This is a genomic window from Desulfuromonas sp. DDH964, assembly GCF_001611275.1.
Classification (GTDB): domain Bacteria; phylum Desulfobacterota; class Desulfuromonadia; order Desulfuromonadales; family DDH964; genus DDH964.
In genome coordinates this window covers 3566477-3587363 of the sequence record NZ_CP015080.1, presented here as the reverse complement: position 1 = coordinate 3587363, position 20887 = coordinate 3566477, and the positions used below count along the sequence as shown (strand labels likewise).

General features: G+C 63.4%; 24 protein-coding genes and 1 tRNA gene. 16 read left to right on the top strand and 9 right to left on the bottom strand.

Annotated elements, in window-relative coordinates; translation table 11 throughout:
- The first annotated feature begins 48 nt into the window (after positions 1 to 48).
- The 5 genes from DBW_RS16395 (at position 49) to DBW_RS16375 (ending at position 4417) form a co-directional block, all read left to right on the top strand.
- Positions 49 to 561: a hypothetical protein gene (locus DBW_RS16395; protein ID WP_066729013.1), complete on the top strand. Its 513-nt coding sequence runs from the start codon at positions 49 to 51 to the stop codon at positions 559 to 561.
- Positions 562 to 736: 175 nt separating this feature from the next.
- A complete protein-coding gene (dksA, locus tag DBW_RS16390) occupies positions 737 to 1093 on the top strand; it encodes an RNA polymerase-binding protein DksA (protein WP_066729011.1) in 357 nt (118 codons plus the stop codon).
- A gap of 47 nt (positions 1094 to 1140) precedes the next feature.
- Entirely contained in the window at positions 1141 to 2973 is a 1833-nt protein-coding gene (locus tag DBW_RS16385) for a sensor histidine kinase (protein ID WP_066729009.1), read from the top strand.
- Between the two features lie 40 nt (positions 2974 to 3013).
- Positions 3014 to 3089, top strand: a tRNA-Ala gene (locus tag DBW_RS16380).
- A gap of 323 nt (positions 3090 to 3412) precedes the next feature.
- Positions 3413 to 4417 carry a YhdH/YhfP family quinone oxidoreductase gene (locus DBW_RS16375; RefSeq protein WP_066729008.1) on the top strand — a complete coding sequence of 335 codons (1005 nt, stop codon included), beginning with the start codon at positions 3413 to 3415 and terminating at the stop codon, positions 4415 to 4417.
- Between the two features lie 94 nt (positions 4418 to 4511).
- On the opposite strand, the gene DBW_RS16370 is transcribed toward DBW_RS16375, so the two are convergent.
- Together DBW_RS16370 and DBW_RS16365 are read right to left on the bottom strand one after the other, a co-directional pair.
- Complete coding sequence (locus tag DBW_RS16370) at positions 4512 to 4976, bottom strand: ferritin-like domain-containing protein (protein ID WP_066729006.1); 465 nt, start codon at positions 4974 to 4976, stop codon at positions 4512 to 4514.
- 332 nt (positions 4977 to 5308) lie between these two features.
- On the bottom strand, positions 5309 to 6217 hold the full coding sequence (locus tag DBW_RS16365) for a class I SAM-dependent methyltransferase (protein WP_066729004.1): 909 nt from the start codon (positions 6215 to 6217) through the stop codon (positions 5309 to 5311).
- A gap of 182 nt (positions 6218 to 6399) precedes the next feature.
- Here DBW_RS16365 and DBW_RS16360 point away from each other — a divergent pair, with 182 nt between their 5' ends.
- Positions 6400 to 6765 (top strand): hypothetical protein, encoded by a 366-nt coding sequence (locus tag DBW_RS16360; RefSeq protein ID WP_066729002.1) that lies wholly within the window; start codon positions 6400 to 6402, stop codon positions 6763 to 6765.
- A 63-nt stretch (positions 6766 to 6828) separates the two neighbouring features.
- Here DBW_RS16360 and DBW_RS16355 read toward each other — a convergent pair whose 3' ends face one another.
- Positions 6829 to 7374: a hypothetical protein gene (locus DBW_RS16355; protein ID WP_197463669.1), complete on the bottom strand. Its 546-nt coding sequence runs from the start codon at positions 7372 to 7374 to the stop codon at positions 6829 to 6831.
- A 319-nt stretch (positions 7375 to 7693) separates the two neighbouring features.
- Here DBW_RS16355 and DBW_RS16350 point away from each other — a divergent pair, with 319 nt between their 5' ends.
- Entirely contained in the window at positions 7694 to 8542 is an 849-nt protein-coding gene (locus tag DBW_RS16350; protein ID WP_066729000.1) for a hypothetical protein, read from the top strand.
- Positions 8543 to 8557: 15 nt separating this feature from the next.
- Here DBW_RS16350 and DBW_RS16345 read toward each other — a convergent pair whose 3' ends face one another.
- Complete coding sequence (locus tag DBW_RS16345; RefSeq protein ID WP_066728999.1) at positions 8558 to 8737, bottom strand: hypothetical protein; 180 nt, start codon at positions 8735 to 8737, stop codon at positions 8558 to 8560.
- 163 nt (positions 8738 to 8900) lie between these two features.
- On the opposite strand from DBW_RS16345, the gene DBW_RS18655 reads away from it, so the two are divergent.
- From DBW_RS18655 to DBW_RS16340, 3 genes are all read left to right on the top strand, one after another.
- Positions 8901 to 9074, top strand: coding sequence for a hypothetical protein (locus DBW_RS18655; protein ID WP_157471928.1), 174 nt, complete (start codon positions 8901 to 8903; stop codon positions 9072 to 9074).
- 114 nt (positions 9075 to 9188) lie between these two features.
- Positions 9189 to 9344, top strand: coding sequence for a hypothetical protein (locus DBW_RS18650; RefSeq protein WP_157471927.1), 156 nt, complete (start codon positions 9189 to 9191; stop codon positions 9342 to 9344).
- A 64-nt stretch (positions 9345 to 9408) separates the two neighbouring features.
- On the top strand, positions 9409 to 9675 hold the full coding sequence (locus DBW_RS16340; protein ID WP_157471926.1) for a hypothetical protein: 267 nt from the start codon (positions 9409 to 9411) through the stop codon (positions 9673 to 9675).
- Between the two features lie 64 nt (positions 9676 to 9739).
- Here DBW_RS16340 and hypE read toward each other — a convergent pair whose 3' ends face one another.
- The 5 genes from hypE to hypA form a co-directional block, all read right to left on the bottom strand.
- Positions 9740 to 10753, bottom strand: coding sequence for a hydrogenase expression/formation protein HypE (gene hypE, locus DBW_RS16335; RefSeq protein ID WP_066728997.1), 1014 nt, complete (start codon positions 10751 to 10753; stop codon positions 9740 to 9742).
- Between the two features lie 76 nt (positions 10754 to 10829).
- Positions 10830 to 11933: a hydrogenase formation protein HypD gene (hypD, locus tag DBW_RS16330; RefSeq protein WP_066728996.1), complete on the bottom strand. Its 1104-nt coding sequence runs from the start codon at positions 11931 to 11933 to the stop codon at positions 10830 to 10832.
- Positions 11930 to 12160 (bottom strand): HypC/HybG/HupF family hydrogenase formation chaperone, encoded by a 231-nt coding sequence (locus DBW_RS16325; protein ID WP_066728991.1) that lies wholly within the window; start codon positions 12158 to 12160, stop codon positions 11930 to 11932. Before DBW_RS16325 ends, hypD begins: the two co-directional genes overlap by 4 nt.
- A gap of 55 nt (positions 12161 to 12215) precedes the next feature.
- On the bottom strand, positions 12216 to 12980 hold the full coding sequence (gene hypB / locus DBW_RS16320; protein ID WP_066728990.1) for a hydrogenase nickel incorporation protein HypB: 765 nt from the start codon (positions 12978 to 12980) through the stop codon (positions 12216 to 12218).
- A 2-nt stretch (positions 12981 to 12982) separates the two neighbouring features.
- Positions 12983 to 13324, bottom strand: coding sequence for a hydrogenase maturation nickel metallochaperone HypA (gene hypA / locus DBW_RS16315; RefSeq protein ID WP_066728989.1), 342 nt, complete (start codon positions 13322 to 13324; stop codon positions 12983 to 12985).
- A gap of 219 nt (positions 13325 to 13543) precedes the next feature.
- Here hypA and DBW_RS16310 point away from each other — a divergent pair, with 219 nt between their 5' ends.
- The 6 genes from DBW_RS16310 (at position 13544) to nrfD (ending at position 20634) form a co-directional block, all read left to right on the top strand.
- On the top strand, positions 13544 to 14905 hold the full coding sequence (locus DBW_RS16310; protein WP_066728987.1) for a sigma-54-dependent transcriptional regulator: 1362 nt from the start codon (positions 13544 to 13546) through the stop codon (positions 14903 to 14905).
- Positions 14906 to 15219: 314 nt separating this feature from the next.
- The gene (locus tag DBW_RS16305; RefSeq protein WP_066728985.1) at positions 15220 to 16788 is read left to right on the top strand and encodes a nickel-dependent hydrogenase large subunit; all 1569 of its coding nucleotides are present in this window, start codon (positions 15220 to 15222) and stop codon (positions 16786 to 16788) included.
- A complete protein-coding gene (locus DBW_RS16300) occupies positions 16785 to 17267 on the top strand; it encodes a hydrogenase maturation protease (protein ID WP_066728983.1) in 483 nt (160 codons plus the stop codon). The genes DBW_RS16305 and DBW_RS16300 overlap by 4 nt, the downstream gene beginning before the upstream one ends.
- Positions 17268 to 17420: 153 nt before the next feature.
- Positions 17421 to 18524 carry a hydrogenase small subunit gene (locus DBW_RS16295; protein ID WP_066728981.1) on the top strand — a complete coding sequence of 368 codons (1104 nt, stop codon included), beginning with the start codon at positions 17421 to 17423 and terminating at the stop codon, positions 18522 to 18524.
- A 3-nt stretch (positions 18525 to 18527) separates the two neighbouring features.
- Positions 18528 to 19457 (top strand): hydrogenase 2 operon protein HybA, encoded by a 930-nt coding sequence (gene hybA / locus DBW_RS16290; RefSeq protein WP_066728980.1) that lies wholly within the window; start codon positions 18528 to 18530, stop codon positions 19455 to 19457.
- On the top strand, positions 19447 to 20634 hold the full coding sequence (nrfD, locus tag DBW_RS16285) for an NrfD/PsrC family molybdoenzyme membrane anchor subunit (RefSeq protein ID WP_066728979.1): 1188 nt from the start codon (positions 19447 to 19449) through the stop codon (positions 20632 to 20634). Before hybA ends, nrfD begins: the two co-directional genes overlap by 11 nt.
- Positions 20635 to 20887 lie beyond the last annotated feature (253 nt).

Below are 20887 nucleotides of genomic sequence, written 5' to 3'. Positions count from 1 at the left end.
TTGACTTGGACTTCGGAGCCTATGCAACTTCTTAACCGGACACTACTGTTGAATTACCGTATTCGCAAGGCATTCCTGCTCCCCCTCGGGGTGCTGCTCGGCCTCTGCCTGCTGCTGCTGGTGCTCTGCTTTGTCCGCGACGAACCGCCGGCCAAGGCCCTGATCCTGGTCGCCCTGATCCTGCCGGTGCTGATTCTCTTTGTCGAGAGTATCTTTCGTCACACCGAGCTCGATGATGTCCGGCTGACGGCGCACAAACTGCTGCGCAACAAGTCGTTGCTGCTCGCCGAGGTGACCGCGGTGGAGACGGTGATGGTGCGCAAGCGGGTCTTTCTGACCATCTGCGCCGGCGATGATTTCCTGATCCTCTCCAACGCCTACGCCGATTTTCCCGGGCTGGTGCGCAATCTGCTGCAGCGGGTGCCGCCGGAGGCGATCACCGAGGAGACCCGGTCGATGGCCGCGGCGCCACCGGTCAAGAGCAGCGATATCGTCAGCTGCTGGCTGGCGGTCCTCCTGCTGCTCCTGATTCTTTACGGTCAGTTGGGGGGGAGCCTCTGAGTCGGCGGGGCTATTCGGTTGACAAAATGAGGGGTTTCATTTAATCAAAAGTTGGGTTCAATTCCCCGCAGCTTGCTGCGCGATTTTTACTAAGGGTGTAGGCTGTTGATACCCCGTAGCTTGCTGCGGGGTAGTTCATTTTAGTCAAATTCTTGGGTAGCGAGGGAGTCGTCGCATGGAGAAGGCAAAAATCGAGGAATTCCGCAAGATTCTTCAGGAACAACTTGAGGATCTGGTGCGCGAGGCTGGCAAGACGGTCTCCGAAATGACCGACGAAAAGACCAACTTCCCTGATCCGACCGACCGGGCTTCGCTGGAGTCGGACCGCAATTTTGAGCTGCGCATTCGCGACCGCGAGCGCAAGCTGATCATGAAGATCCGCGAGGCCCTGGAGCGGATTGAACTCGGCGAATTCGGTATCTGTGAAAATTGCGAAGAGGAGATTGGCGAGGCACGGCTCAAGGCCCGGCCGGTGACTACGCTCTGTATCGAATGTAAAACCGAACAGGAGCGGCAGGAGAAGATCGGCTGATCATTCCGTCGCTTGCAGCCAACCGGTCACCGGGTCGGGAATGATCCATGGAGTCCCTTCCGTTTCAACTCCTCACTGCTGCTGTTCGCATTGCCAACCGGGCGGGTGGCGATCGTCCCCGCGCCCTGCAGAACACACTCCGTCTCCTTAAACGCCGGCTCTCCCTCGTGGAGAGCCGGCTTCTTATTCTCGCCCCCGACGAAAAAACCTTTCACCGGCAGATCAGCGCTGCCGGGCCCTGTCGTATACTCCCCTCCCTTCTGCGTGTCGCCGGCAGCAACGCCGGCCGTTCCCTGCATGCCGGGAGCTGCCAGGGGAGCTCCGGGGACTGGTTTCTGGCCGTTGCCAGCGACAAGGAGTCGCGCGGAGTTCTGGTGTTGCGCCCCGCTCCGGGCCAGAGTTTGACGGCAACCGAGTTGGCAGCGGCCCGGGCCGTTGCCGAATTTCTCGCCGGCCTGCTTCCTCCTTCCGCTTTGGTCCCTGCGGCCGGTCGGGATGAGGATCTCCTCCAGTGGCAAGCGCTCTCCGCCGAGAATGACCGTAAGTTTCGCGAGATGTCCCTGCTCTATCGGCTCTCGCGTGCCCTGCATGGGACCCTGCAACTCAATGAACTGATGCATCTGATCCTGTCGGCCGCCACGGTTCCCGACGGCGGCGGCTTTGAACGGGCAATGCTGCTGATGGTCAATGCCCGCAGCGGCACCCTGCAGGGGATGCTCGGTGTCACCCGGGAGACTGCGTCGATGGTCCTGCCGGTGCAGGCCGGGGTGCGCGATTGGGAGCACCCGCGGATCGCTGCTGAAATCCGTGAGGGGCAGCGGCAACACCCCTTTTGCCGCCAGGTGATGGGTTTGCGCTTTGCTCTGGAAGATGTTCACAGTCACCTGGCCGAGGTGGTGCGGAAGGGGCTGGTTCTGGTGGTAAAGGATGGGGAGGGGAGCAAAGTCTTTCCCGCAGAGCTTGGCCTTGGTACCTGTGTTTGTGCGCCGCTCATGGGCCGCAACCGGGTGCTCGCCCTGCTGGTGGTCGATAGCCCCTCCGCCACCGAGGCGACGACCCCGGCCCGGTTAAGGTTCCTGGAACTTTTTGCCAGCCAGGCCGGAACCGCCATGGAGAACTCAATGCTGGTCCATCGCCTCGAAACGGCCCACCAGGATCTGCGGGAATCCCAGGAGCGCTTGATCCAGGGGGAGAAGATGGCCGGGTTGGGGGAGCTGGCTGCCTCGGTCGCCCACGAACTGAAGAATCCGCTGGTGGCGATCGGTGGATTTGCGAGGCGCCTGGTCCGGCAGCTCGAGGGCGGCAGCCGGGAGCAGGAGTATGCCGGAATCATCACCCGGGAAGTCGAACGCATGGAGCGTCTGCTCGGCGATATCCTCGCCTTTTCCAAGAAGAACATGCTCTGCTTTAGCGACTGCCAGCTTGCCGAGGTGATCGATGAGGCCCTCGCCGTGGTCAGCGATGCGCTGGAGCAGGCCGGCATCCGGACCCTCCTCGAAATCGCCCACCCCCTGCCCCTCATCCAGGGGGATGCCAAGAAACTCTGCCAGGTGGTGATCAACCTCGTCGATAATGCGCGCCAGGCGATGGAGATGACCGGCGGCGACTTGACAGTGCGCGCCTACCCGGGGCGGCTGAGGGGGGCGGCGGCGGTGGCGCTGGAGGTGATCGATACCGGTGGCGGGGTCTCGCAGGAGGTCCTGCGCAATATTTTCAACCCCTTCTTTACGACCAAGGCGGAGGGAACCGGTCTCGGACTGTCGATCTCCCACCGGATTGTCGAGCATCACCGGGGCGAGATCGAGGTCGAGAACCGGGAGCGCGGCGCCGCCTTTATCGTCCGACTGCCGGTTGCCGCGGCGGAAAAAGCTTTCCGTTGACAAACGGCGGTGGTTTGGTTAAGGTGACGCTGCTTTTTTCGGGGCTGTAGCTCAGCTGGGAGAGCGATGCGTTCGCAACGCATAGGTCGACGGTTCGATCCCGTTCAGCTCCACCAAAAAGATGCCGGGCCGGCTGATTTTTCAGCCGGCCTGTTTTATTATGCGTCCACCCGTGCGGAAAATCCCTCCCCCCTTCCCAAACCGACGGAAGCGCAACCACTTGAGGATTAAATAGCCGGGCAAGGCGGCCTTCCACTTGCCATCGATAACTGCGAAGGTTCACCCGGGCAGCATTGGGTCGCCGGTGATGCGACAGGGGGCATAATGTATCCTTCGGCAAACGATGGTATGCTTTCGAATACTATCATTTGGATTAGGATCTGCTTGCCATCCAGCCGAATCCCTGCCCCTATCCCTCTTTCACGGAAGGAGCCAGTTCATGTCTCTCGGGACCTTCAGCGCCATGGTCGTCAGCGAAACCTCCCCCAAAAACTTCGAGCGCCGGATCGTCGAGCGTTCGATCGACGATCTTCCTCCGGGCGAGCTCCTGCTCCGGGTTCACTACTCTTCGCTGAACTACAAGGACGCCCTCTCGGCCAGCGGCCGGCCCGGGGTCACCAAGAATTATCCCCACACGCCGGGAATCGATGCGGCCGGGGTGGTGGTTGAGGATGCCTCCGGACGTTTCAAGCCCGGCGACGAGGTGATCGTGACCGGTTTCGACCTCGGCATGAACACGGCGGGCGGCTTTGGCCAGTACATCCGGATCCCCGCGGCCTGGGGCGTCCCCTTGCCGGATGGGCTGAGCCTGCGCGAGAGCATGATCTACGGCACCGCCGGGTTTACCGCCGGGCTCTCGGTCCATCGCCTGGCGGCCGCCGGCGTTGCTCCCGGAGCTGGTGATATCCTCGTCACCGGGGCGACCGGCGGCGTCGGCAGCATCGCCGTCGGCGTTCTGGCCCGCGCCGGCTACCGGGTGGTGGCGGCGACCGGCAAATTGAGTGAAGGAGAGTACCTGCGCGGACTCGGGGCGACCGAGGTGGCCGACCGCCAGAGCCTGCTCGACGGGGCCGAGCGGCCGATGATGAAAGAGCGCTGGGCGGGGGCGGTCGATGTGGTCGGCGGGAACACCCTGGCGGCGATCCTCAAGTCAACCTGTTACGGCGGGGTTGTCACCTGCTGTGGCCTGGTCGGTGCCCCCGACCTGCCGGTCAACGTCTTTCCCTTCATTCTGCGCGGGGTCAGCCTGCTTGGCATCGATTCGGTCCAGTGCCCGGCGCAGCCCCGGCTTCAGGTCTGGCAGCAGCTGGCCGGCGTCTGGAAGTCGCCGCGGCTGGAGGATACAGTTACCGAATTCTCCCTGCAGGAACTCGACCCGGCCATCAAGGGGATTCTCGCCGGCGAGTTGCGGGGCCGAACCCTGGTCAATCTGCAGCAGAGCTGATGCCTGATCGGCTGAAATGGAAAGGGCCCGGCAATAAAGTTGCCGGGCCCTCTACGTTGTTGTGAAGATGGTGTTGCTCCCACCGGAGAGAAAATTAGCCGGCCATGCCGAGCATCGCCTTGTACTCTTCCTCGATCAGTTCGAAATGGTGGTGGGTAGAACTGGCGTTGGCCAGGTAGATCGCCTTGACCTCGGGATCCTCGATCTTCGCTGCCGTGGCCCGCAGTTCCTGCTCCAGGGCATCCTCCTGCTCAATCGCCAGTTCCAGCGCCTTGCGCTCGTCGAAATCGGCGAGCATCGCCTGCTGCAAAGCCTTCCACCAGCTCGATTCGGTGTCGGGGGGGAGCTTGATAAAGTCGTCAAAGGGCGGCAGGTCACCCCCCTTGTAGACCTTGTAGAACATCTTGGCGTGCTGGAGCTCTTCCCGGGCGAGCAGCTCGAAGGTTTGCCGGGCTTTGTCCTCGGCCATCTTCTCGGCGCCGTAGCGATAAAAGTCCATGGCATCCTTTTCGGTCTGGATTGAATCCTTAAGGGCCTTCTGCAGATCGAAAATCCCCATTTTCCCATCCTCCTCGGATAAATTAATCTCAGGTGGGTCGAATTCCCCGAAGCTTGCTTCGATGAAAGCGATCAATCTAAACTTTTGATACCCCGTAGCTTGCTGCGGGGAGATTCATTTTAGAGCCGCCAAATTAACATAAAATTTTCGTCATGTCTCATCTTTTTGTGGCAACAGCAGGGGCTCGGCCTTGGTTAAATAAGACAGTTATGGTAATATATTCCCAAGCGGTAACCACAAATACTTGCTCACAACCCGCTTACTTTGGCGCGCTGGATCTCCCTCCTGGCCAGCGCGCCTTTTTTTGCGCCCGGTTTTCGCCGCCTCGCCCTTCAGGCGCGGCGCAGGTGAAAAAGGGTGAGTCCCCGCTCCGGGTCGCTCTCCGGGAAGTCGTCCCCGGCGCGCAACTGGTTGAGCAGTTCCAACTGCGGTGCCTGGCGGGCCAGCTCGGCGCGGAGAAATCCGGGACCGGGACCCGGCGCGCTGAGGGCGGCGATGACTTCGCCGCCGGGGGCGAGGAGTTGATCGAGCCGGCCGAGCAGTTTCGGCCAGTCCCTTTGGGGCTGAAAGCTCTGGCCCTGGGGTCCGGGGGGGTCGACAATGACCAGGTCGAAGGGGCCGAGTCGGCGCAGCTTGCCAAAAGACTTGAAGAGGTCGTGGGGGAGGAAGTGCGCCTGGCGCAGGTCGAGTCCGTTCAGCTGATGATTGAGGCGTCCGATGTCGAGGGAGCGGCGGTGCATGTCCAGATTGACCACCTCGCGGGCGCCACCGGCAAGGGCAGCTACGGAAAAGCTGCAGGTATAGGCGAAGAGGTTGAGCACCCGTCGCTCCCGGGCGACCTGTCGCACCAGCTTCCGGCCGACGGCCATGTCCGGGAAGAAGCCGATGTTCTGGGCCTTGGACGGATGGATTCGGAATCGCAGGCCGGCTTCAACCGCATCGAGAGTTCCCGGTTCCTCGCCCCACAGGCAGTGGGTGGGGGTGCCGGGACGGCAGCGGTACTGCACGAGCAGGCAACAGGCGCTTCCCGCCGCCAGCTCCCGCAATCCAACCGCGAGCGCCGCGAGCCAGTCGGGCTCCGGCTCGCGGTAGAGGACGAGCAGCAGCAGCGGCGGATACCAGTCGAGGGTAACATGCTCCAATCCCGGATAGGTCTGCCCACGGCCATGGAGGATGCGCCGGGCTGCACCGGTCGGTGCGGCGAGAATCGCCGCGCTACGGGTGAAAATGGTTTCCAGCATGGTCAGGGTCCTTGCCGTGATAGGTGCCGGGCAGGATAGCCCAAATGCCACTCCGGCCTCAAGGGGCATCAGGCATCACCCTCTCAGCGGTGCCTTGGCTGCCGCGAAATTGGTCTGGGAGTATAATGGAAGCAGGTCGTGGCCGGCATAACCCGGATCACGTCGGGAAAGGAGGTGCCAGAATGAAAGCGAGCGAAATCAAACAGGAACTCAGCCGGGACAAGGTTGACGGCAGTCGCATTATCAAATGGTGGCGCAAGGAGAATGATTTTGTCGATTATGAACTGGTCGAGACCTTTGTCGCTACCGCTGAACCGAACCAGGAATTTGCCGGCTACGAGATCCTCGACTCGGCCGCCATGTGGGATGCCCTGCGCCAGGTGACCCCGGATCACGTCTCCCGGGAAAGGAGAGGCGGCAACGAGGTGATTGTCTGGCAGCGTCACCTCGGAGACGGAACCGAAAAGACGGAGGTCTGCCCCTTCTCGCCGCAGAATCTCTTGGCGATTTTCGATGCGGAAACCGGCGGCGACGTGATCGGCTACTGAGTCGGACCAGGGGAGGAGCGTAGGAAAAGATGCGGCCGGGATGGAAGTCCCGGCCGCACGCCACTATTGGCGTGATGAACCCCCGCCTGCGCTCCGAGGCGGCCGGTTGCGCGCTGCCTTGACCATCTGCAACCGGGATTCCCTGCCGGAAATGCGACCCCGATCGATGCCGTCGCGCCGGGAAAAGTGCAGGAACAGGCCGAGGGAAGTCAGCAATATGCTGGCACCAACCAGGATGCCAACCGGGTAGTAGAGATTTCCGGCCAGGTCGAGCTGGCTGTACTTGATGATCATGATCAGGCTCTCGAGGACGAGGGCAATGCAGACCGTGGCGACGAAGCGCGTTATGGTCCTGCGAATGACCAGGTAAGTATTTTCGTCCTCTTCCGGTTGCGAATACTCCTTGCCGATGCCGATGCCGAGTTCAAAGATCGCCAGCGAGATGATCGCCGTGTTGATCGACTGGACAAAAATGCTGACCACTTCCTTCTGCTGCGCGAGACCGGTGTAGAACTGGTATCCGGCCAGCGCGATGAGGAGCAGGGAGAGGGAGAGGAAGAGGAGGGAGAAGATTTTTCCCATCCAGGTTTTGATCGAAATCTGCAACATGAAACTCCTTTCAGACTGTTTTACTCCGCCGGCCCGTGCCGCCCGTCCGGAGAAGGCGAGGCGGGCTGCCACGGTTGTACGGCACTCTCCATCGCAGCGGAAGGGGGATAACCGCACGGCTCGGGTGGCCACGGGCGGTCTCCCTTCTGTGCATTCGCGCGGCAGCCGGACGATTTGCCCCGGGATGAAGATTCTCCTTGTTTCCAGGCGGCGGCGGACGGTAAAGTAGCTCCGCCGTGTGCTGCTCCGTGGTGGTAGGCTCTCTGCGTTAATGGAATTGGCCCGTTCCGGGGGAGGGTCGGATACTGCAGGTCTGTTGATGAAATTTTTCTGGGAATTTTTCCAGGTTTGGCGCAAAAGAAAGACTGAACCGGAGCCCGCGCTGGATCCGGCGACACGCTCGCCGGTCGGGGAGGAGTTCCGCCCCGCCGCCTGGGTGGTCGGCGAGGCTCTGGATCAGGTGCTTGCCACCACCAGCGGCCTCGCCCCGCGGCGTGATGCTCTGCTGGCGGACTATCTTGACCGGGCCGCGGCCCCGGTTCCGGTCCGGGAGCAGTCCCTCGCCGCCATCGTTGGCCACTGCCGCTGGCACTGGTCGCTGCTGGAGAATTGGGCCGCCACCTTCGCGGCCAGCCAGGAATATCCGCACTCCTGGCGCCGCCTCCCCTCGCTGATCCTCCCCCACCAGCCGCCGCCCCAAACCATCGCCGACGCCGCCCCCTACCTCAGCTACCTCGAAAAGCGGGATTGTCTGCGAAGGTTCTGGCCCCATGGCGGGCGTCCTCCGCTTCCGGCCGAAGAGCTTGATGCCGCCTTTATTCAGGAGGTGCCCTGGGGAGAGGTTCAGGCCCTGGCACGGGAACGCTACGATACGCGGGTTGCCGAAGCCCTTAAACTGGCGGAGGTCGAGCGCGCCGGACTTTTCTTCCAGCACCTGGCGGCCACCGCCAACAGCCTGATGACTTTCTACCAGTGGCAGCGGATTCGCCCCAACCAGTTCCTGAGCTACCAGCTGATCGTCTCCTGCCCGGATGGAGAGATCGCCGCCCAGAGATTCCGCGATCGTTTCAACCGCGGCGAGAGTGATGCCCTCCCCCCCTACTTCCCCGGGGACCCCTGCCGCCTGCAGCTGCGCCGTCTTCCCGGTTCCGGTTCTGCCGGCGCCTGAAACCGGCAGGAGGGGTCAGAACGGTTTGGGGTTGCAGACGTTCTCCGCCCGGTTGACCCTGATGCCGCAGTTGGCGCAGACGAAATGGGGATCGGAAAAGAGTTTTTCGACTTCGGCGCTGATCTCCTTTCCCCGCAGCGAGCACAGGTGCAGGTTGCCGTGCTCCTCGGGGTTCTTGCACCCTTTTTTGGCCATAAATCAACCTCCGCTGGTTTTTGCTAACCATAATGTAATGGGCCCCGGTGGGAAGTCAACGGCGGCAGCGGGCATTGCCAACTTCGATGAATCTTAATGTTTAATTGGTTGACAGAGGTCGTTGAAGCGGCTAACTTTTTCACAGAAAAGGTGGAGGGGTACCATGATGTCAATTGGATCTTCGTCCAAAATGCTGCTGGCGGAGGGATGGAAGCAGGAGGTTGCCATCGTCCTGAAATCCCTCGGGTTGATCGATGACCGTTATACCGGCAAGATCGTTCTTAATTTCAATCACGGGGCTATTATCGACGTAGAGCGTACCGAGCGTCTGAAGTAGTCGCGCCGAAAACTGAAATACTGCGGTTAGATTTCCAACTCAATGGTGAGACCTGGAAAGACCCGCGCCAAATCCCGCAAGGATTGGTGCGGGTCTTTTCCATTGGGGGGCACCGTGAACAAGGCTGGCTGGAAAGAGGAACTACTCAAGGTGCTGCGTGCCAACGGGTTGATCAACGACGGTTACAGTGGGCGGGTGGTGATCAATCTCAACCAGGGCGGAGTCACCGAGGTCGAAAAAGTGGAGAAGCTTGAGACCAGCCTGAAATGAAATGGAAGAGATCGGGGCAGGTCGACAGGATGCTGTCGATTCTATTCCCCGTGCGGGGGCCGAAGTGAGCGACGAGACGGAAAAGCCGGGCCAAAAGCCATGCCGGCTAGAGATTTGCGAGGATTTCAGGGCGCAGGCGACCCGCTGCCGCAAAGGGAAGACCTGCCTGGAGGGGGCGCCGCACTGCCGGGTCGTCGACAGTGTCGCCGACAAGGTCTTTTTTGTCGAGGGCGAGGGGGGGCGCCTCTGCTGCTATCATCTGAGTTTTGGCGATTCAGGTTACTGCAATTGTCCGGTGCGGCAGGAGTTATATCGCAAGTACCGGGTCTGAAGTTCTTCCCCCCAGCCAATTAAACGAGGACCGGTATCCGCCGGTCCTTGTTCGTTTTTAGGAATCAGCAGATGCGGGGCAACTGTTCGCCGGCTAGCATCTCGATGGAGCGTCTCCCGCCGATGGCGGTCTGCAGGGAGAGGCGGCCGGCACCGCTGCCAGCCACTTCGCCGATAATCGCAGCATCCGCACCTTCGGAATGCCGGCGCATTGCTGTCAGGGCTGCTTCCGCCGCATCGGGAGCGACGATCGCCAGCAATTTCCCCTCGTTGGCGACGTAGAGCGGATCGAGGCCGAGGATGGCGCAGGTTCCGGCCACCGCCGGACTGATCGGCAGCGCGGTCTCCTGCAGCAGGATGTCGACCTGCGATTGCCGGGCGATCTCCTTGAGGGTCGTCGCCACGCCCCCCCGGGTCGGGTCGCGCAGGACATGCACCTTCGCGCCGAGGCTGGCCAGCAGGTCGTCCACCAGGTGGTTGAGGCTGGCGCTGTCGCTGCGAATGGGGCTTGTCAGCTCCAAGCCTTCCCGGCTCGCCAGCACCGCCATGCCGTGATCGCCGAGGGTGCCGCTGACCAGGACCTTGTCGCCCGGCCGGGCGTCGCTGCCGGTAATCTGCAGGTCGTGGGAAAAGACCCCGATGCCGGCGGTATTGATGAAAATCTTGTCCCCCTTGCCGCGAGGCACCACCTTGGTGTCGCCGGTGACGATCCTGACCCCCGCCTTGTCGGCAGCTCCCCGCATCGATTCCAGAATCCGCCGCAGGTCGCTCAGCGCCAGCCCCTCTTCGAGGATCAGGCCGACCGAGAGGGCGAAGGGGCGGGCACCGCTCATGGCGAGGTCGTTGACGGTGCCGTTGACGGCGAGGTCGCCGATGTTGCCGCCGGGGAAGAAGATCGGATCGACGACGTAGGAATCGGTGGTGAAGGCGAGCCGGCCGCCGGCATGGTCGAGCAGCGCCGCATCGTTCTGGTCGCGCGGAGTGATCCCGGAGAGGATCGGCGTGATCAGTTCGTCGAGGAGCTGGTGGCTGAGTTTGCCGCCGCTGCCGTGGCCGAGCAGGATGATGTCGGATTTCATTGCGGGAAGCGCCTTTAGGAAAATGGCTGGCAGATGGGATCCATGGGTCAGATGGGTCCTATTTGACCTATGCTTTTCAGCCGCCGCCGTATTTGTACTCGGCGGCGCAGGTCCCCTCGCTCGACACCATGCAGGCGCCGACCGGATCTTCCGGGGTGCAGACGGTGCGGAAGAGGGGGCACTGCAGCGGGGTGACCTTCCCCTTGAGGATCTCGCCGCAGAGACAACCATTCTGCTCCCGCGGTGGTTCGACCACCACCGGGAGCCGCCGGGCCGCGTCGAAGGCTGCGAACTCCTCGCGAATCGCCAGCCCCGAGCCGGGGATGACCCCGATCCCCCGCCAGCGCGCATCGGCGGGTGCGAAGACCCGCTCGAGGATCTCCCGCGCCTTGCGATTGCCGTCCGGCCTGACGATGCGGCTGTACTGGATCTCCACCCGCGCCGCCCCTTCCAGGACCTGGCGGGCGAGCATCGTCACCCCTTGCAGGACGTCGATCGGTTCGAAGCCGGTGATCACGCAGGGGAGATGATGCTGTTCGGCGAGGGGGCGATAGGCTGCGGCGCCGATGATGGCCGAGACGTGGGCCGGACAGAGGTAACCGTCAACCTGCAGCTCGGGGTCGGAGGTCAGGGCTGCCATCGGCGCCGGCATCGTCTTGTGGGCGGCAAGGACCGAGAAGTTGCCGACCCCCTGGGCCTGGGCCTGGAGGATCGCCCCGGCGATGGTCGGCGCGGTGGTTTCGAAGCCGACGCCGAGAAAGACGACCTCGGCAGCCGGATTTTTCACCGCCAGGGCGACGGCGTCGAGGGGGGAATAGACGATGCGGATCGCGGCGCCCGCCGCCTGCTCCCGCTGCAGGCTGCTGCTGGAGCCGGGGACGCGCACCATGTCGCCGAAGGTGGCCACGATCGTGCCGGGACGGCGTCCCAGGGCCACCGCGTGGTCGACATACTCGATGGGGGTGACGCAGACCGGGCAGCCGGGGCCGGAGATCAGCCGGATCGAAGCGGGGAGCAGGGAGCGGATGCCGTGCTGGTAGATCGCCATGGTATGGGTTCCGCAGACCTCCATGAAGGTCATGGCGCGCCCCTTCTCCGCGACCAGGGCATGCAGGTCGGCGAGGAGCTTTCGGGCGACGGCCGGGTCGCGGAACTCGCGGGTGTAGGTCGGGCCGCTCATTCCGGGAAGACCCCGTCGGCGATCAGCTCGCGGAAGATGCGCAGCGTCTCCCGGGCATCTTCTTCGTCGAGCTTCTCGATGGCGAAGCCGGCGTGGATCAGGACAAAATCGCCGATCGCTACCCCGTCGACCATCATCAGGCTCGCCTGGCGCTGGACGCCGTCGATTTCGCAGCAGGCGGTTTCACCGTCGATACTCATCACCCGCATGGGGACGCCAAGACACATGGGAACTCCTTCGGAGCGGAACGGGGAACGAGGAATGGGGGATGTGACCGAGCCCTTATGCGCGCCGCGTCACCCATCCCGCGTCCCGTTTTTTGCTGACATTTTCTCGCAGCCAGTCGTACCAGGCCGTCATCCCTTCCCCCGAATGGCAGGAGAGCTCGAGGATCTCGATCTGCGGGTTGACCTGGCGGGCGAAGCTCTTGCACTTCTCGACATCGAAGCGCAGGTAGGGGAGGAGGTCGACCTTGTTGATCAGCATCAGGTTGGCGGCGCGGAACATCTGCGGGTACTTGAGGGGCTTGTCCTCCCCCTCGGTGACCGAGAGGACCGCCACCTTGTGGTCTTCGCCGAGATCGAAGGAGGCAGGGCAGACGAGGTTGCCGACATTTTCGATCATCAGGATGTCGGTCAACCCGAGGTCGAAGCCGTCGACGCCGTGGCCGACCATGTGGGCGTCGAGGTGGCAGCCGGCGCCGGTGTTGATCTGCTTGACCGGCACCCCGGTGGCGGCGATGCGGTCGGCATCGTTGGCGGTCTGCTGGTCCCCTTCCAGGACCGCAAAGGCGAGCTCCCCTTTCAGGTCGGCCAGGGTCCGTTCGAGGATCGAGGTCTTGCCCGAGCCGGGGGAGCTGACCAGATTCAGGACCAGCAGCCGGAAGGCGGAAAAACGGTCGCGGTTGCGTTCCGCCAGCCGGTCGTTCTTGGCGAGGAGGCTCTCCTCGACCCGGATCGTGCGGCCTGGCACCTGCTCGTGTTCGTGGCCATGGTCGTGATCATGGTGGTGGGGGGCGGCGGTCGGGCAGCCACAGTCAATGCACATGGTCAGTCGATCTCCATTTCACGGATCTGCAGTTCCTCCCCTTGCAGCCGCTCCAGGGCAAAGGCGCCGCAGGCGGGACAGGCGAAGGTGTAGCGGTCGACGGGGGTCTCGCTGCCGCAGCTGCTGCAACGGGCCTGGCCCGGGATCGTTTCGATGATCAGCTCGGCCCCCTCCAGCAGCGTCCCCTGCCGGCACGCCTCGTAGCAGAAGGCCACCGCATCGGCGACCACGCCGGCGAGCTCACCGATCTCGACGGTGACACTGCGCACCCGCGTCGCCCCCTGCTCGCGGGCGGTGCGGACGGCGATATCGACGATGCTCTGGGTGATGCCGAGTTCGTGCATGCGCATGGCTCTCTGCGGGGGTGGGACGCTGCGGCGATTTTTCACTATAGGGGGATTCCCCGGCAAAAATCAAGGCTGCTCAGCCCGCGGTGGCGTATACGTTTGGCTCATCCCCGGCGGTGCTGATAAGTGGTGCCCGGGGGTGGAAAGGTGATTGCCGCCTGGGGAGTGGTTTGCTATCTTGAAGGGGCTCGGCCACGGGGAAGGGATGGAACCATCATGGAACAGGGACGTATCTTTATTTGTGACGACCAGCCAGAGGTGCAGCAGCTGCTGCGCAAGGCGCTGGAATCCCACGGTCACCAGGTGGAAGTCTTTGCCAGCGGCGACAAGCTGCTGCGCCTGCTCGAGGAGCACCGCGAAGACCGTCCCGATCTGATCCTGCTCGATCTCCGTCCCCCGGTTTCCGACGGGCTCGAGGTGCTGCGCCGGATCAAGGCGCTGCGGGCCGAGCAGACGGTGATCGTTATGAGCGCCTTTGCCACCGTGCGCGGGGCGGTCGAGGCGATCAAGCAGGGGGCCCACGACTACCTGCTCAAGCCCTTCCTCAACGACGAGCTTTACCCCCTGGTCGACAAGGTGGTCGAGCACAACCGGCTGCGGGAGGAGAACCGCTCCCTCAAGGCGGAGATCCGTCGCCGCTTCGATCCCGACCAGGTGATCTTCAAGAGCAGCGCCTTCCGCCGCGTCTTCGAGCTGGCGAAGAAGGTCGCTCCCTCCGACGCCAGCGTCCTGATCCAGGGGGAGAGCGGCACCGGCAAGGAGCTGATCGCCTCGACCATCCATTACAGCAGCCACCGGCGCGACCAGCGCTTTCTGACCATCAACTGCGCGGCGCTGACCGACACCCTGTTAGAGAGCCAGCTCTTCGGCCACGTCAAGGGGGCCTTTACCGGCGCGGTGACGACCCAGCGCGGCCTGGTCGAAGAGGCGCACAAGGGGACCCTCTTTCTCGACGAGATCGGCGATGTCAGCCCCAGCCTGCAGGCCAAGCTGCTGCGGGTATTGCAGGAGGGGGAGTTCATCCCGGTCGGCTCGACCAAGGTGCGCCATGCCGACGTGCGCTTTCTCGCCGCCACCAACAAGGACCTCGAGACCGAAGTCGCCGCCGGCCGCTTCCGCGAAGATCTCTTCTACCGCCTCAACGTCGTTACCCTGCAGGTGCCGCCGCTGCGCGAGCGCAAGGAGGATGTGCCGCCGCTGGCCGAATTCTTCATCGCCCGTTTCGCCACCCGCAGCGGGCAGCGCATCACCTCCGAAGCGATCAGCTTGCTGCGCGCCTATGACTGGCCCGGAAATGTGCGCGAACTGGAGAACGTCATCGAGATGGCATCGATTCTCGCCGACGGCGAGGACATCAGCGCCGAGCAGCTCCCGGTCAAGGTGATGCAGGGGACCCCGGTCGAGTTCACCGTCCCCCACGAGCAGATGACCCTCGCCGAACTCGAAGCGCTCTACATCGAACAGGTCTACCGCCAGACCCGCTATCACAAGGTCCGAACCTCTTCCATCCTCGGCATCTCCCGCAAGACCCTCGACCGCAAACTGGTGGAGTACGGCATCGGCAAGGCCGAAATTTAGCCGGGCCCTCGCTCCCGCCTTCCCACACACCGTAATCCTGTATACGCTATAGCGCAATTATTCCCATCTGTGTCGCAATGAAACATCGTGGGACATTTTGTCCGTATACGTATGCGCGCCTGAACCCCTCCCGGTATCATCCTTAACCTGCCGTTTACACTTGAAATTTATAGACTGCCCAAGCGGGTGAGCAGGGCGGGCACGCTCCTTGCGCTTATGGCCGCGCCGAAGACCCGTCCGTTTCCGATGCTGGTGGCGCTGTCGCGCGATGGCCCGCCGGAGACTGAGAATACCCCTGTGAGGAGAGAGGTTTTATGACAGCGAAAATTGTGATCGATCCGGTCTCCCGGATCGAGGGCCACCTCAAGATCGAAGCGATGGTCGAGAACGGCGTGGTCAAGGAGGCCAAGAGCTCGGGGATGATGTACCGGGGCTTCGAAAACATCCTGCTCGGTCGCGATCCCCGCGACGCCGCCCGCATCATGCAACGCATCTGCGGGGTCTGCCCGACCTCCCACGGTCTTGCCGCCACCTTCGCCCTCGACGAGGTTTACGGCGTCAACGGCAGCATCACCGACAACGGTCGCATCCTGCGCAACCTGATCCAGGGCGCCAACTTCGTCCAGTCGCACATCCTCCACTTCTACCAGCTCGCCGCCCTCGATTACGTCGACGTCACCGCCGTCGCCGACTACAGCGGCAGCGACCCGGAGCTGCAGAAGGTCAGGGACTTCATCGCCCGCGGCCACCTCGGCCCCTTCGTCCCCCGCTACGAGGGGGATTACCGCCTCACCAAGGAAGAGAACCGCCTTGCGGTCGCCCACTACGTCCAGGCCCTCAACATGCGCCGCCTCGCCCACGAGGCGGTCGCGGTCTTCGGCGGCAAGATGCCCCACAACATGTCGATCGTCGCCGGCGGCGTCACCTGTGCGCCGACCCTCGACAAGATGGCGGCCTTCCTCTGGAAGATCGAGCAGCTCGCCGACTTCATCGACCATGTCTACCTCCCCGACGTGCTGATGGTGGCGCGCCGCTACAGCGACTACTTCGGCGTCGGTGCCGGTTGCCGGCAGTTCCTCTCTTTCGGCGTCTTCGACCTCGACAGCGATCCCGACCTGACCAAGCGCCAGCGCTACCTTCCGCAGGGGATCGTCAAGGGGAGCGACCTCAAGCTGCGCCGCTTCGACCCGACCCGGGTGACAGAAGAGGTGGAGAACAGCTGGTTTGCCGCCGACGGCCCGGTACACCCCTATGACGGCCAGACCGTCGCCGACCGCGACAAGGCCGGGGCCTACAGCTGGGTCAAGTCGCCGCGCTACGCTGGCGAGGTCCTTGAGGTCGGTCCGCTGGCGCGCATGCTCGCCGCCTACGCCGCCGGCGACCGCCAGGTGCAAGGGGAGGTCAACGGTGTCCTCGGCCAGTTCAAGGCCTCCCCGGACGCCCTCTGCTCGGTCCTCGGCCGCCATGCGGCGCGCGCCATCGAGGCGAAGATCGTCGCCGAGCAACTCAAGGCCTGGGTGCTCCAGCTCAAGCCGGGCGAACCGACCTTCACCGACTTCAACCTCGATGTCACCTCCCGCGGCATGGGCCTGCACGAAGCGCCGCGCGGCGCCCTCGGCCACTGGATCGTCGCCGAAGGGGGGAAGGTCAAGAACTACCAGGCGATCGTCCCCACCACCTGGAATGCCGGCCCGATGGACGGCAAGGGCCAGCCCGGTCCGATCGAGCAGTCGCTGATCGGCACCCGGGTCAAGGACCAGCGCAACCCCTTCGAGCTGGTGCGCATCGTCCGCGCCTACGACCCCTGCCTCTCCTGCGCGGTCCACGCCGTCACCCCGAAAGGGGAGGACCTCGGCCACCTGGTAGTCGGGGGGGCGGCATGATCCCAGCCCTGATCGAGCCGGCCCGTCCGCCGATCCTGGTGATGGGGGTGGGGAATATCCTGCGCCAGGACGACGGCTTTGCCGACGCGGTGCTGCAGCGCCTCGAGGCGCTGGAACTGCCCGAGAGCATCGAGCTCTTCGACGCCGGCACCAGCGCCATCGATCTGATGGATATTTTCAACGGCCGCGAAAAGCTCGTCGTCATCGACGCAGTGCGTGGCGGCCAGCCCCCCGGCACCCTCTACCGCTTCAGCCCGGAAGAGGTCGAGGCGCAGGCGCTGCCAATGAATTCCCTGCACCAGGTCGGCCTGATCGAGACCTTGCGGGTCGGCGAGCTGGTCGACTGCAAGCCGAAAAGCACGGTGGTGATCGGCGTGCAGCCGGCAGCGACCGGGCTCGGCATTGGCCTGACCCCCGCCGTGGCGGCGGCGGTCGAGCGGGCGGTGGCGCTGGTGCTGAACGAGATCACCAATGCCTAAGGTCTTTGCCACGGAGACACAGAGGCACAGAGAAAACTTCAGATCCAGACATGATTCAGTCCTTGCCCCTCCCTCTGTGTCTCCGTGTCTCCAGTGAGCGCAGCGAACGGGTGGCTAACCGATGCTGATTCCATTTTCAGGAGAGAGACAACCATGCCCATCTCAAGACGTAACTTTCTCAAGTTCTCCGCCGGCGGCGCCGCCGCCCTCGGCATCAACCTCTTCGACAACCCGCTGCTGAAGAAGGCCTTCGCCCAGGCGATCCAGGAGACCCCGGTGGTCTGGCTCGCCGCCGGCGCCTGCAGCGGCTGCAGCGTCTCGCTGCTCAATGCCCTCGCACCGCGCATCCAGGATGTGCTGCTCGACCAGGTGATCCCGGGGCATCACATCGCCCTCAACTTCCACCCGACGGTGATGGCGGCGGCGGGGGATCTGGCAATGCAGGCGATGTACGACACCGAAGAGAAACCCTTTCTCCTCGTCGTCGAGGGGTCGATCACCACCGCCGACGGCGGCCGCCACTGCGAGGTCGGCGAAAAGAACGGTCACGGCATCACCTCCCTTGAGCACGTTACCCGCCTCGGCAAAAAGGCGAAAGCGGTGATCGCCATCGGCAGTTGCGCCTCCTTTGGCGGCGTGCCGAAGGCGAACATGAACCCGAGCGGCTCGAAGGGGGTGATGGAGGTCTTCAAGGCACAAGGGATCACCACCCCGATCATCAACCTCCCCGGCTGCGCCGCCCATCCCGACTGGTTTGTTTTCACCGTGGCGGCACTGCTGCTCGGCGGGCCGGAGTCGGTGCCGGTCGATCAGCACGGCCGGCCGCAGATGTTCTATCGCAAGCTGATCCACGACAACTGCCCGTTGCGCGGCCAGTTCGACGCCGGCAAATTCGCCCAGAAATTCGGTGGCGAAGGGTGTCTCTACAAACTCGGCTGCAAAGGGCCGGTCGCCTTCGCCAACTGCCCGGAGAAGCGCTTCAACTCCGGCACCAACTGGTGCATCGAGAATGGCCACCCCTGCAACGGCTGTGTCGAGCCGGCCTATCCCTACGAGGATTCAATGTGGACGCCGGTGCCGATTGCCGGGGTCACCCCGCCCGCCCTCTACCCGCCGATCTTTACCGACAACCGCAAACCGATCGACCTGACCCCGGGCTACACCGCCCTGGCCGGGGCGGCGGCCGGCGTGGTCGGCGTCAAGGTGCTCGGGAAGAAGGTGACCAAAAACGACCAGGACCGCGACGGGAAGGAGTAAGCGATGGACCTCAGCCGCAGAAAATTCCTCAAGCTCGGCGCGGTGGCCGGCGGCAGTGCCGTCTGTAACCTGGCCCGGCCTGCCGCCGCCCGGGAGATGCCGGACATCGATCCGGACTGGTACGGCATGCTCAACGACTCGACCCGCTGCATCGGCTGCAAGGCCTGCATGGTCGCCTGCAAAAAGGAGAACAAGCTGCCGCCCGAATCGACCCTCGGCGACGCCGCGACCTTTGGCGCTCCCCTCTACGACTCCCCGCGGGAGCTTTCCGAACAGACCTATACCCTGATCCAACTGCACCGGGATGAGAAAACGGGCGCGGCGACCTTCGTCAAGCGCCAGTGCATGCACTGCGCCGACGCCGCCTGCCAGTCGGCCTGCATCGTCGGCGCCCTGAAAAAGCAGAAGAACGGCGCCGTCAAGTACGACGCCGGGATGTGCATGGGCTGCCGCTACTGCATGGTCGCCTGTCCCTTCAATGTCCCCCAGTTCGAATGGCACGCGGCCCTTCCCTCGATCAGGAAATGCACCCTTTGCAGTGAAACCCGACTCGAAAAGGGGGAAGCGACCGCCTGCGCCAGCGCCTGCCCGGCCGGGGCGATCACCTTCGGCAAGCGCAGCGAGCTGCTGAAGATCGCGCGGGCGCGGATCGCGGCCGAACCGGAGCGTTACCTCGACCAGGTTTACGGCGAGAACGAGGTCGGCGGTACCTGCGTCCTCTATCTGACCAGGAAGGATGTCGCCTTCGCCGGCCTCGGCCTGCAGCCTTTCGGCTACAAGCCGGTCTCCGACCTCACCGAGAGCATCCAGCACCGGATCTTCCAGTACTTCATCCCGCCGATCGCCGTCTACGGTGTCCTCGGGGGGATCATGTTCTACAACCAGAACCGCAAGCGCAAGGCGGGGACCGAGGGAGGCGACGATGACTATTAAGGCCCTGCCGCTGCGGCAGAAGTTCTTCACTCCCAACGTCTTTCTCCTCCTCTTCTTCATGGGGGCCGGGGCGGTTTTTGCCTTTTTCCGCTTCTTTTACGGCTTCGGTTCGGTGACCAACCTCAGCAAGGCCTACCCCTTCGGCCTCTGGATTGCCTTCGACGTCGCCTGCGGGGTGGCGCTGGCCGCCGGCGGCTTTACCACCGCGGCGATCGTCGAAATCTTCGGCCGCCACAAGTACCACCCCCTGGTGCGGCCGGCGATCCTCACCGCCTTCATCGGCTATTTCCTGGTCGGCCTGGCGGTCTTCTTCGACCTCGGCAAGTACTACAATATCTGGCACGCACTGATCTACTGGAACGGCACCTCGGTCCTCTTCGAGGTCGCCTGGTGCGTCATGCTCTACCTCACCGTCCTCGGTATCGAGAACCTCCCCAACGTGGTGGAGCAGTTCAAGGACAACGTTCACCTCCCCGGCCGCCTGGCGCGGCTCAACCGCCCGGCCAACTGGCTGTTGCATCGCCTCGACTGGTTCTGCGGCAAGACCATGGCTTTCTTCGTCATTGCCGGGGTGGTCCTCTCCTTCGGCCACCAGTCCTCCCTCGGGACGATGATGCTGATCGCTCCCTACAAGCTCCATGAGCTCTGGTACACTCCCCTCTCGCCGCTCCTCTTTTTGACCTCGGCGGTGAGTGTCGGCATCCCGATGGTGATCTTCGAGGGGACCCTGGCCGCCAAATTCTTCGGCCGCAGGCCCGAGACCGAGCTGCTGTCGGGCATTGCCAAGTACGTGCCCCTCTTCCTCGGTACCTATCTGCTGCTGCGGCTTGGCGACCTCGCCTACCGCGGCGTGCTCGCCAGCGCTTTTGACGGCAGCCTCCAGGGGAACGCTTTCCTCCTCGAATTCGCCCTCTTCGCCGTCCCCTATTTCCTCCTCAAACGGCGCAGCATCCGCCGGGACCCGACCCTCCTCTTCCTCTGCGCCCTGTCGGTGATCCTCGCGGTGGTCCTCAACCGCTTCAACGTCTTTCTCATCGGTATGAACATGGGGCCGGGCTGGTCCTACTTCCCCTCCGTCGGCGAGTGGGGGGTCACCTTCGCCTTCCTCGCCTTCGGCGTCCTCCTCTACAAGATCGGCGTCAACTACCTGCCGATCCTGGAGGCGGAGCACGAATAGGGTAAAGGCGTCTCTCACCCGCTCCTTGCAGTCGCTAGAGCGCACGGAGAACACAGAGGAAAAGCTATCAAGCGTTTTTGGTTCAACCCAAAGCCCGGTTTTTCCTTTCTCTGTGCCCTCTGTGTTCTCAAGTGAGCGCAGCGAACGGGTGTGAGACGCCCTCTGATTTTCCCTGAAACAGCGCCCGCCGGCTTTCCCGGCGGGCACTTTTCGTACGCAGCTTGACGCCGCCAGCGGCACTCCCGTAGACTGA

Excerpts from the sequence above, each read along its gene's own strand:
- dksA (WP_066729011.1), top strand. The coding sequence starts at position 737 with ATGGAGAAGGCAAAAATCGAGGAATTCCGCAAGATTCTTCAGGAACAA.
- DBW_RS16385 (WP_066729009.1), top strand. The coding sequence starts at position 1,141 with ATGGAGTCCCTTCCGTTTCAACTCCTCACTGCTGCTGTTCGCATTGCC.
- DBW_RS16375 (WP_066729008.1), top strand. The coding sequence starts at position 3,413 with ATGTCTCTCGGGACCTTCAGCGCCATGGTCGTCAGCGAAACCTCCCCC.
- DBW_RS16370 (WP_066729006.1), bottom strand. The coding sequence starts at position 4,976 with ATGGGGATTTTCGATCTGCAGAAGGCCCTTAAGGATTCAATCCAGACC.
- DBW_RS16365 (WP_066729004.1), bottom strand. The coding sequence starts at position 6,217 with ATGCTGGAAACCATTTTCACCCGTAGCGCGGCGATTCTCGCCGCACCG.
- DBW_RS16360 (WP_066729002.1), top strand. The coding sequence starts at position 6,400 with ATGAAAGCGAGCGAAATCAAACAGGAACTCAGCCGGGACAAGGTTGAC.
- DBW_RS16355 (WP_197463669.1), bottom strand. The coding sequence starts at position 7,374 with ATGTTGCAGATTTCGATCAAAACCTGGATGGGAAAAATCTTCTCCCTC.
- DBW_RS16350 (WP_066729000.1), top strand. The coding sequence starts at position 7,694 with ATGAAATTTTTCTGGGAATTTTTCCAGGTTTGGCGCAAAAGAAAGACT.
- DBW_RS16345 (WP_066728999.1), bottom strand. The coding sequence starts at position 8,737 with ATGGCCAAAAAAGGGTGCAAGAACCCCGAGGAGCACGGCAACCTGCAC.
- DBW_RS18655 (WP_157471928.1), top strand. The coding sequence starts at position 8,901 with ATGATGTCAATTGGATCTTCGTCCAAAATGCTGCTGGCGGAGGGATGG.
- hypE (WP_066728997.1), bottom strand. The coding sequence starts at position 10,753 with ATGAAATCCGACATCATCCTGCTCGGCCACGGCAGCGGCGGCAAACTC.
- hypD (WP_066728996.1), bottom strand. The coding sequence starts at position 11,933 with ATGAGCGGCCCGACCTACACCCGCGAGTTCCGCGACCCGGCCGTCGCC.
- DBW_RS16325 (WP_066728991.1), bottom strand. The coding sequence starts at position 12,160 with ATGTGTCTTGGCGTCCCCATGCGGGTGATGAGTATCGACGGTGAAACC.
- hypB (WP_066728990.1), bottom strand. The coding sequence starts at position 12,980 with ATGTGCATTGACTGTGGCTGCCCGACCGCCGCCCCCCACCACCATGAT.
- hypA (WP_066728989.1), bottom strand. The coding sequence starts at position 13,324 with ATGCACGAACTCGGCATCACCCAGAGCATCGTCGATATCGCCGTCCGC.
- DBW_RS16310 (WP_066728987.1), top strand. The coding sequence starts at position 13,544 with ATGGAACAGGGACGTATCTTTATTTGTGACGACCAGCCAGAGGTGCAG.
- DBW_RS16305 (WP_066728985.1), top strand. The coding sequence starts at position 15,220 with ATGACAGCGAAAATTGTGATCGATCCGGTCTCCCGGATCGAGGGCCAC.
- DBW_RS16300 (WP_066728983.1), top strand. The coding sequence starts at position 16,785 with ATGATCCCAGCCCTGATCGAGCCGGCCCGTCCGCCGATCCTGGTGATG.
- DBW_RS16295 (WP_066728981.1), top strand. The coding sequence starts at position 17,421 with ATGCCCATCTCAAGACGTAACTTTCTCAAGTTCTCCGCCGGCGGCGCC.
- hybA (WP_066728980.1), top strand. The coding sequence starts at position 18,528 with ATGGACCTCAGCCGCAGAAAATTCCTCAAGCTCGGCGCGGTGGCCGGC.
- nrfD (WP_066728979.1), top strand. The coding sequence starts at position 19,447 with ATGACTATTAAGGCCCTGCCGCTGCGGCAGAAGTTCTTCACTCCCAAC.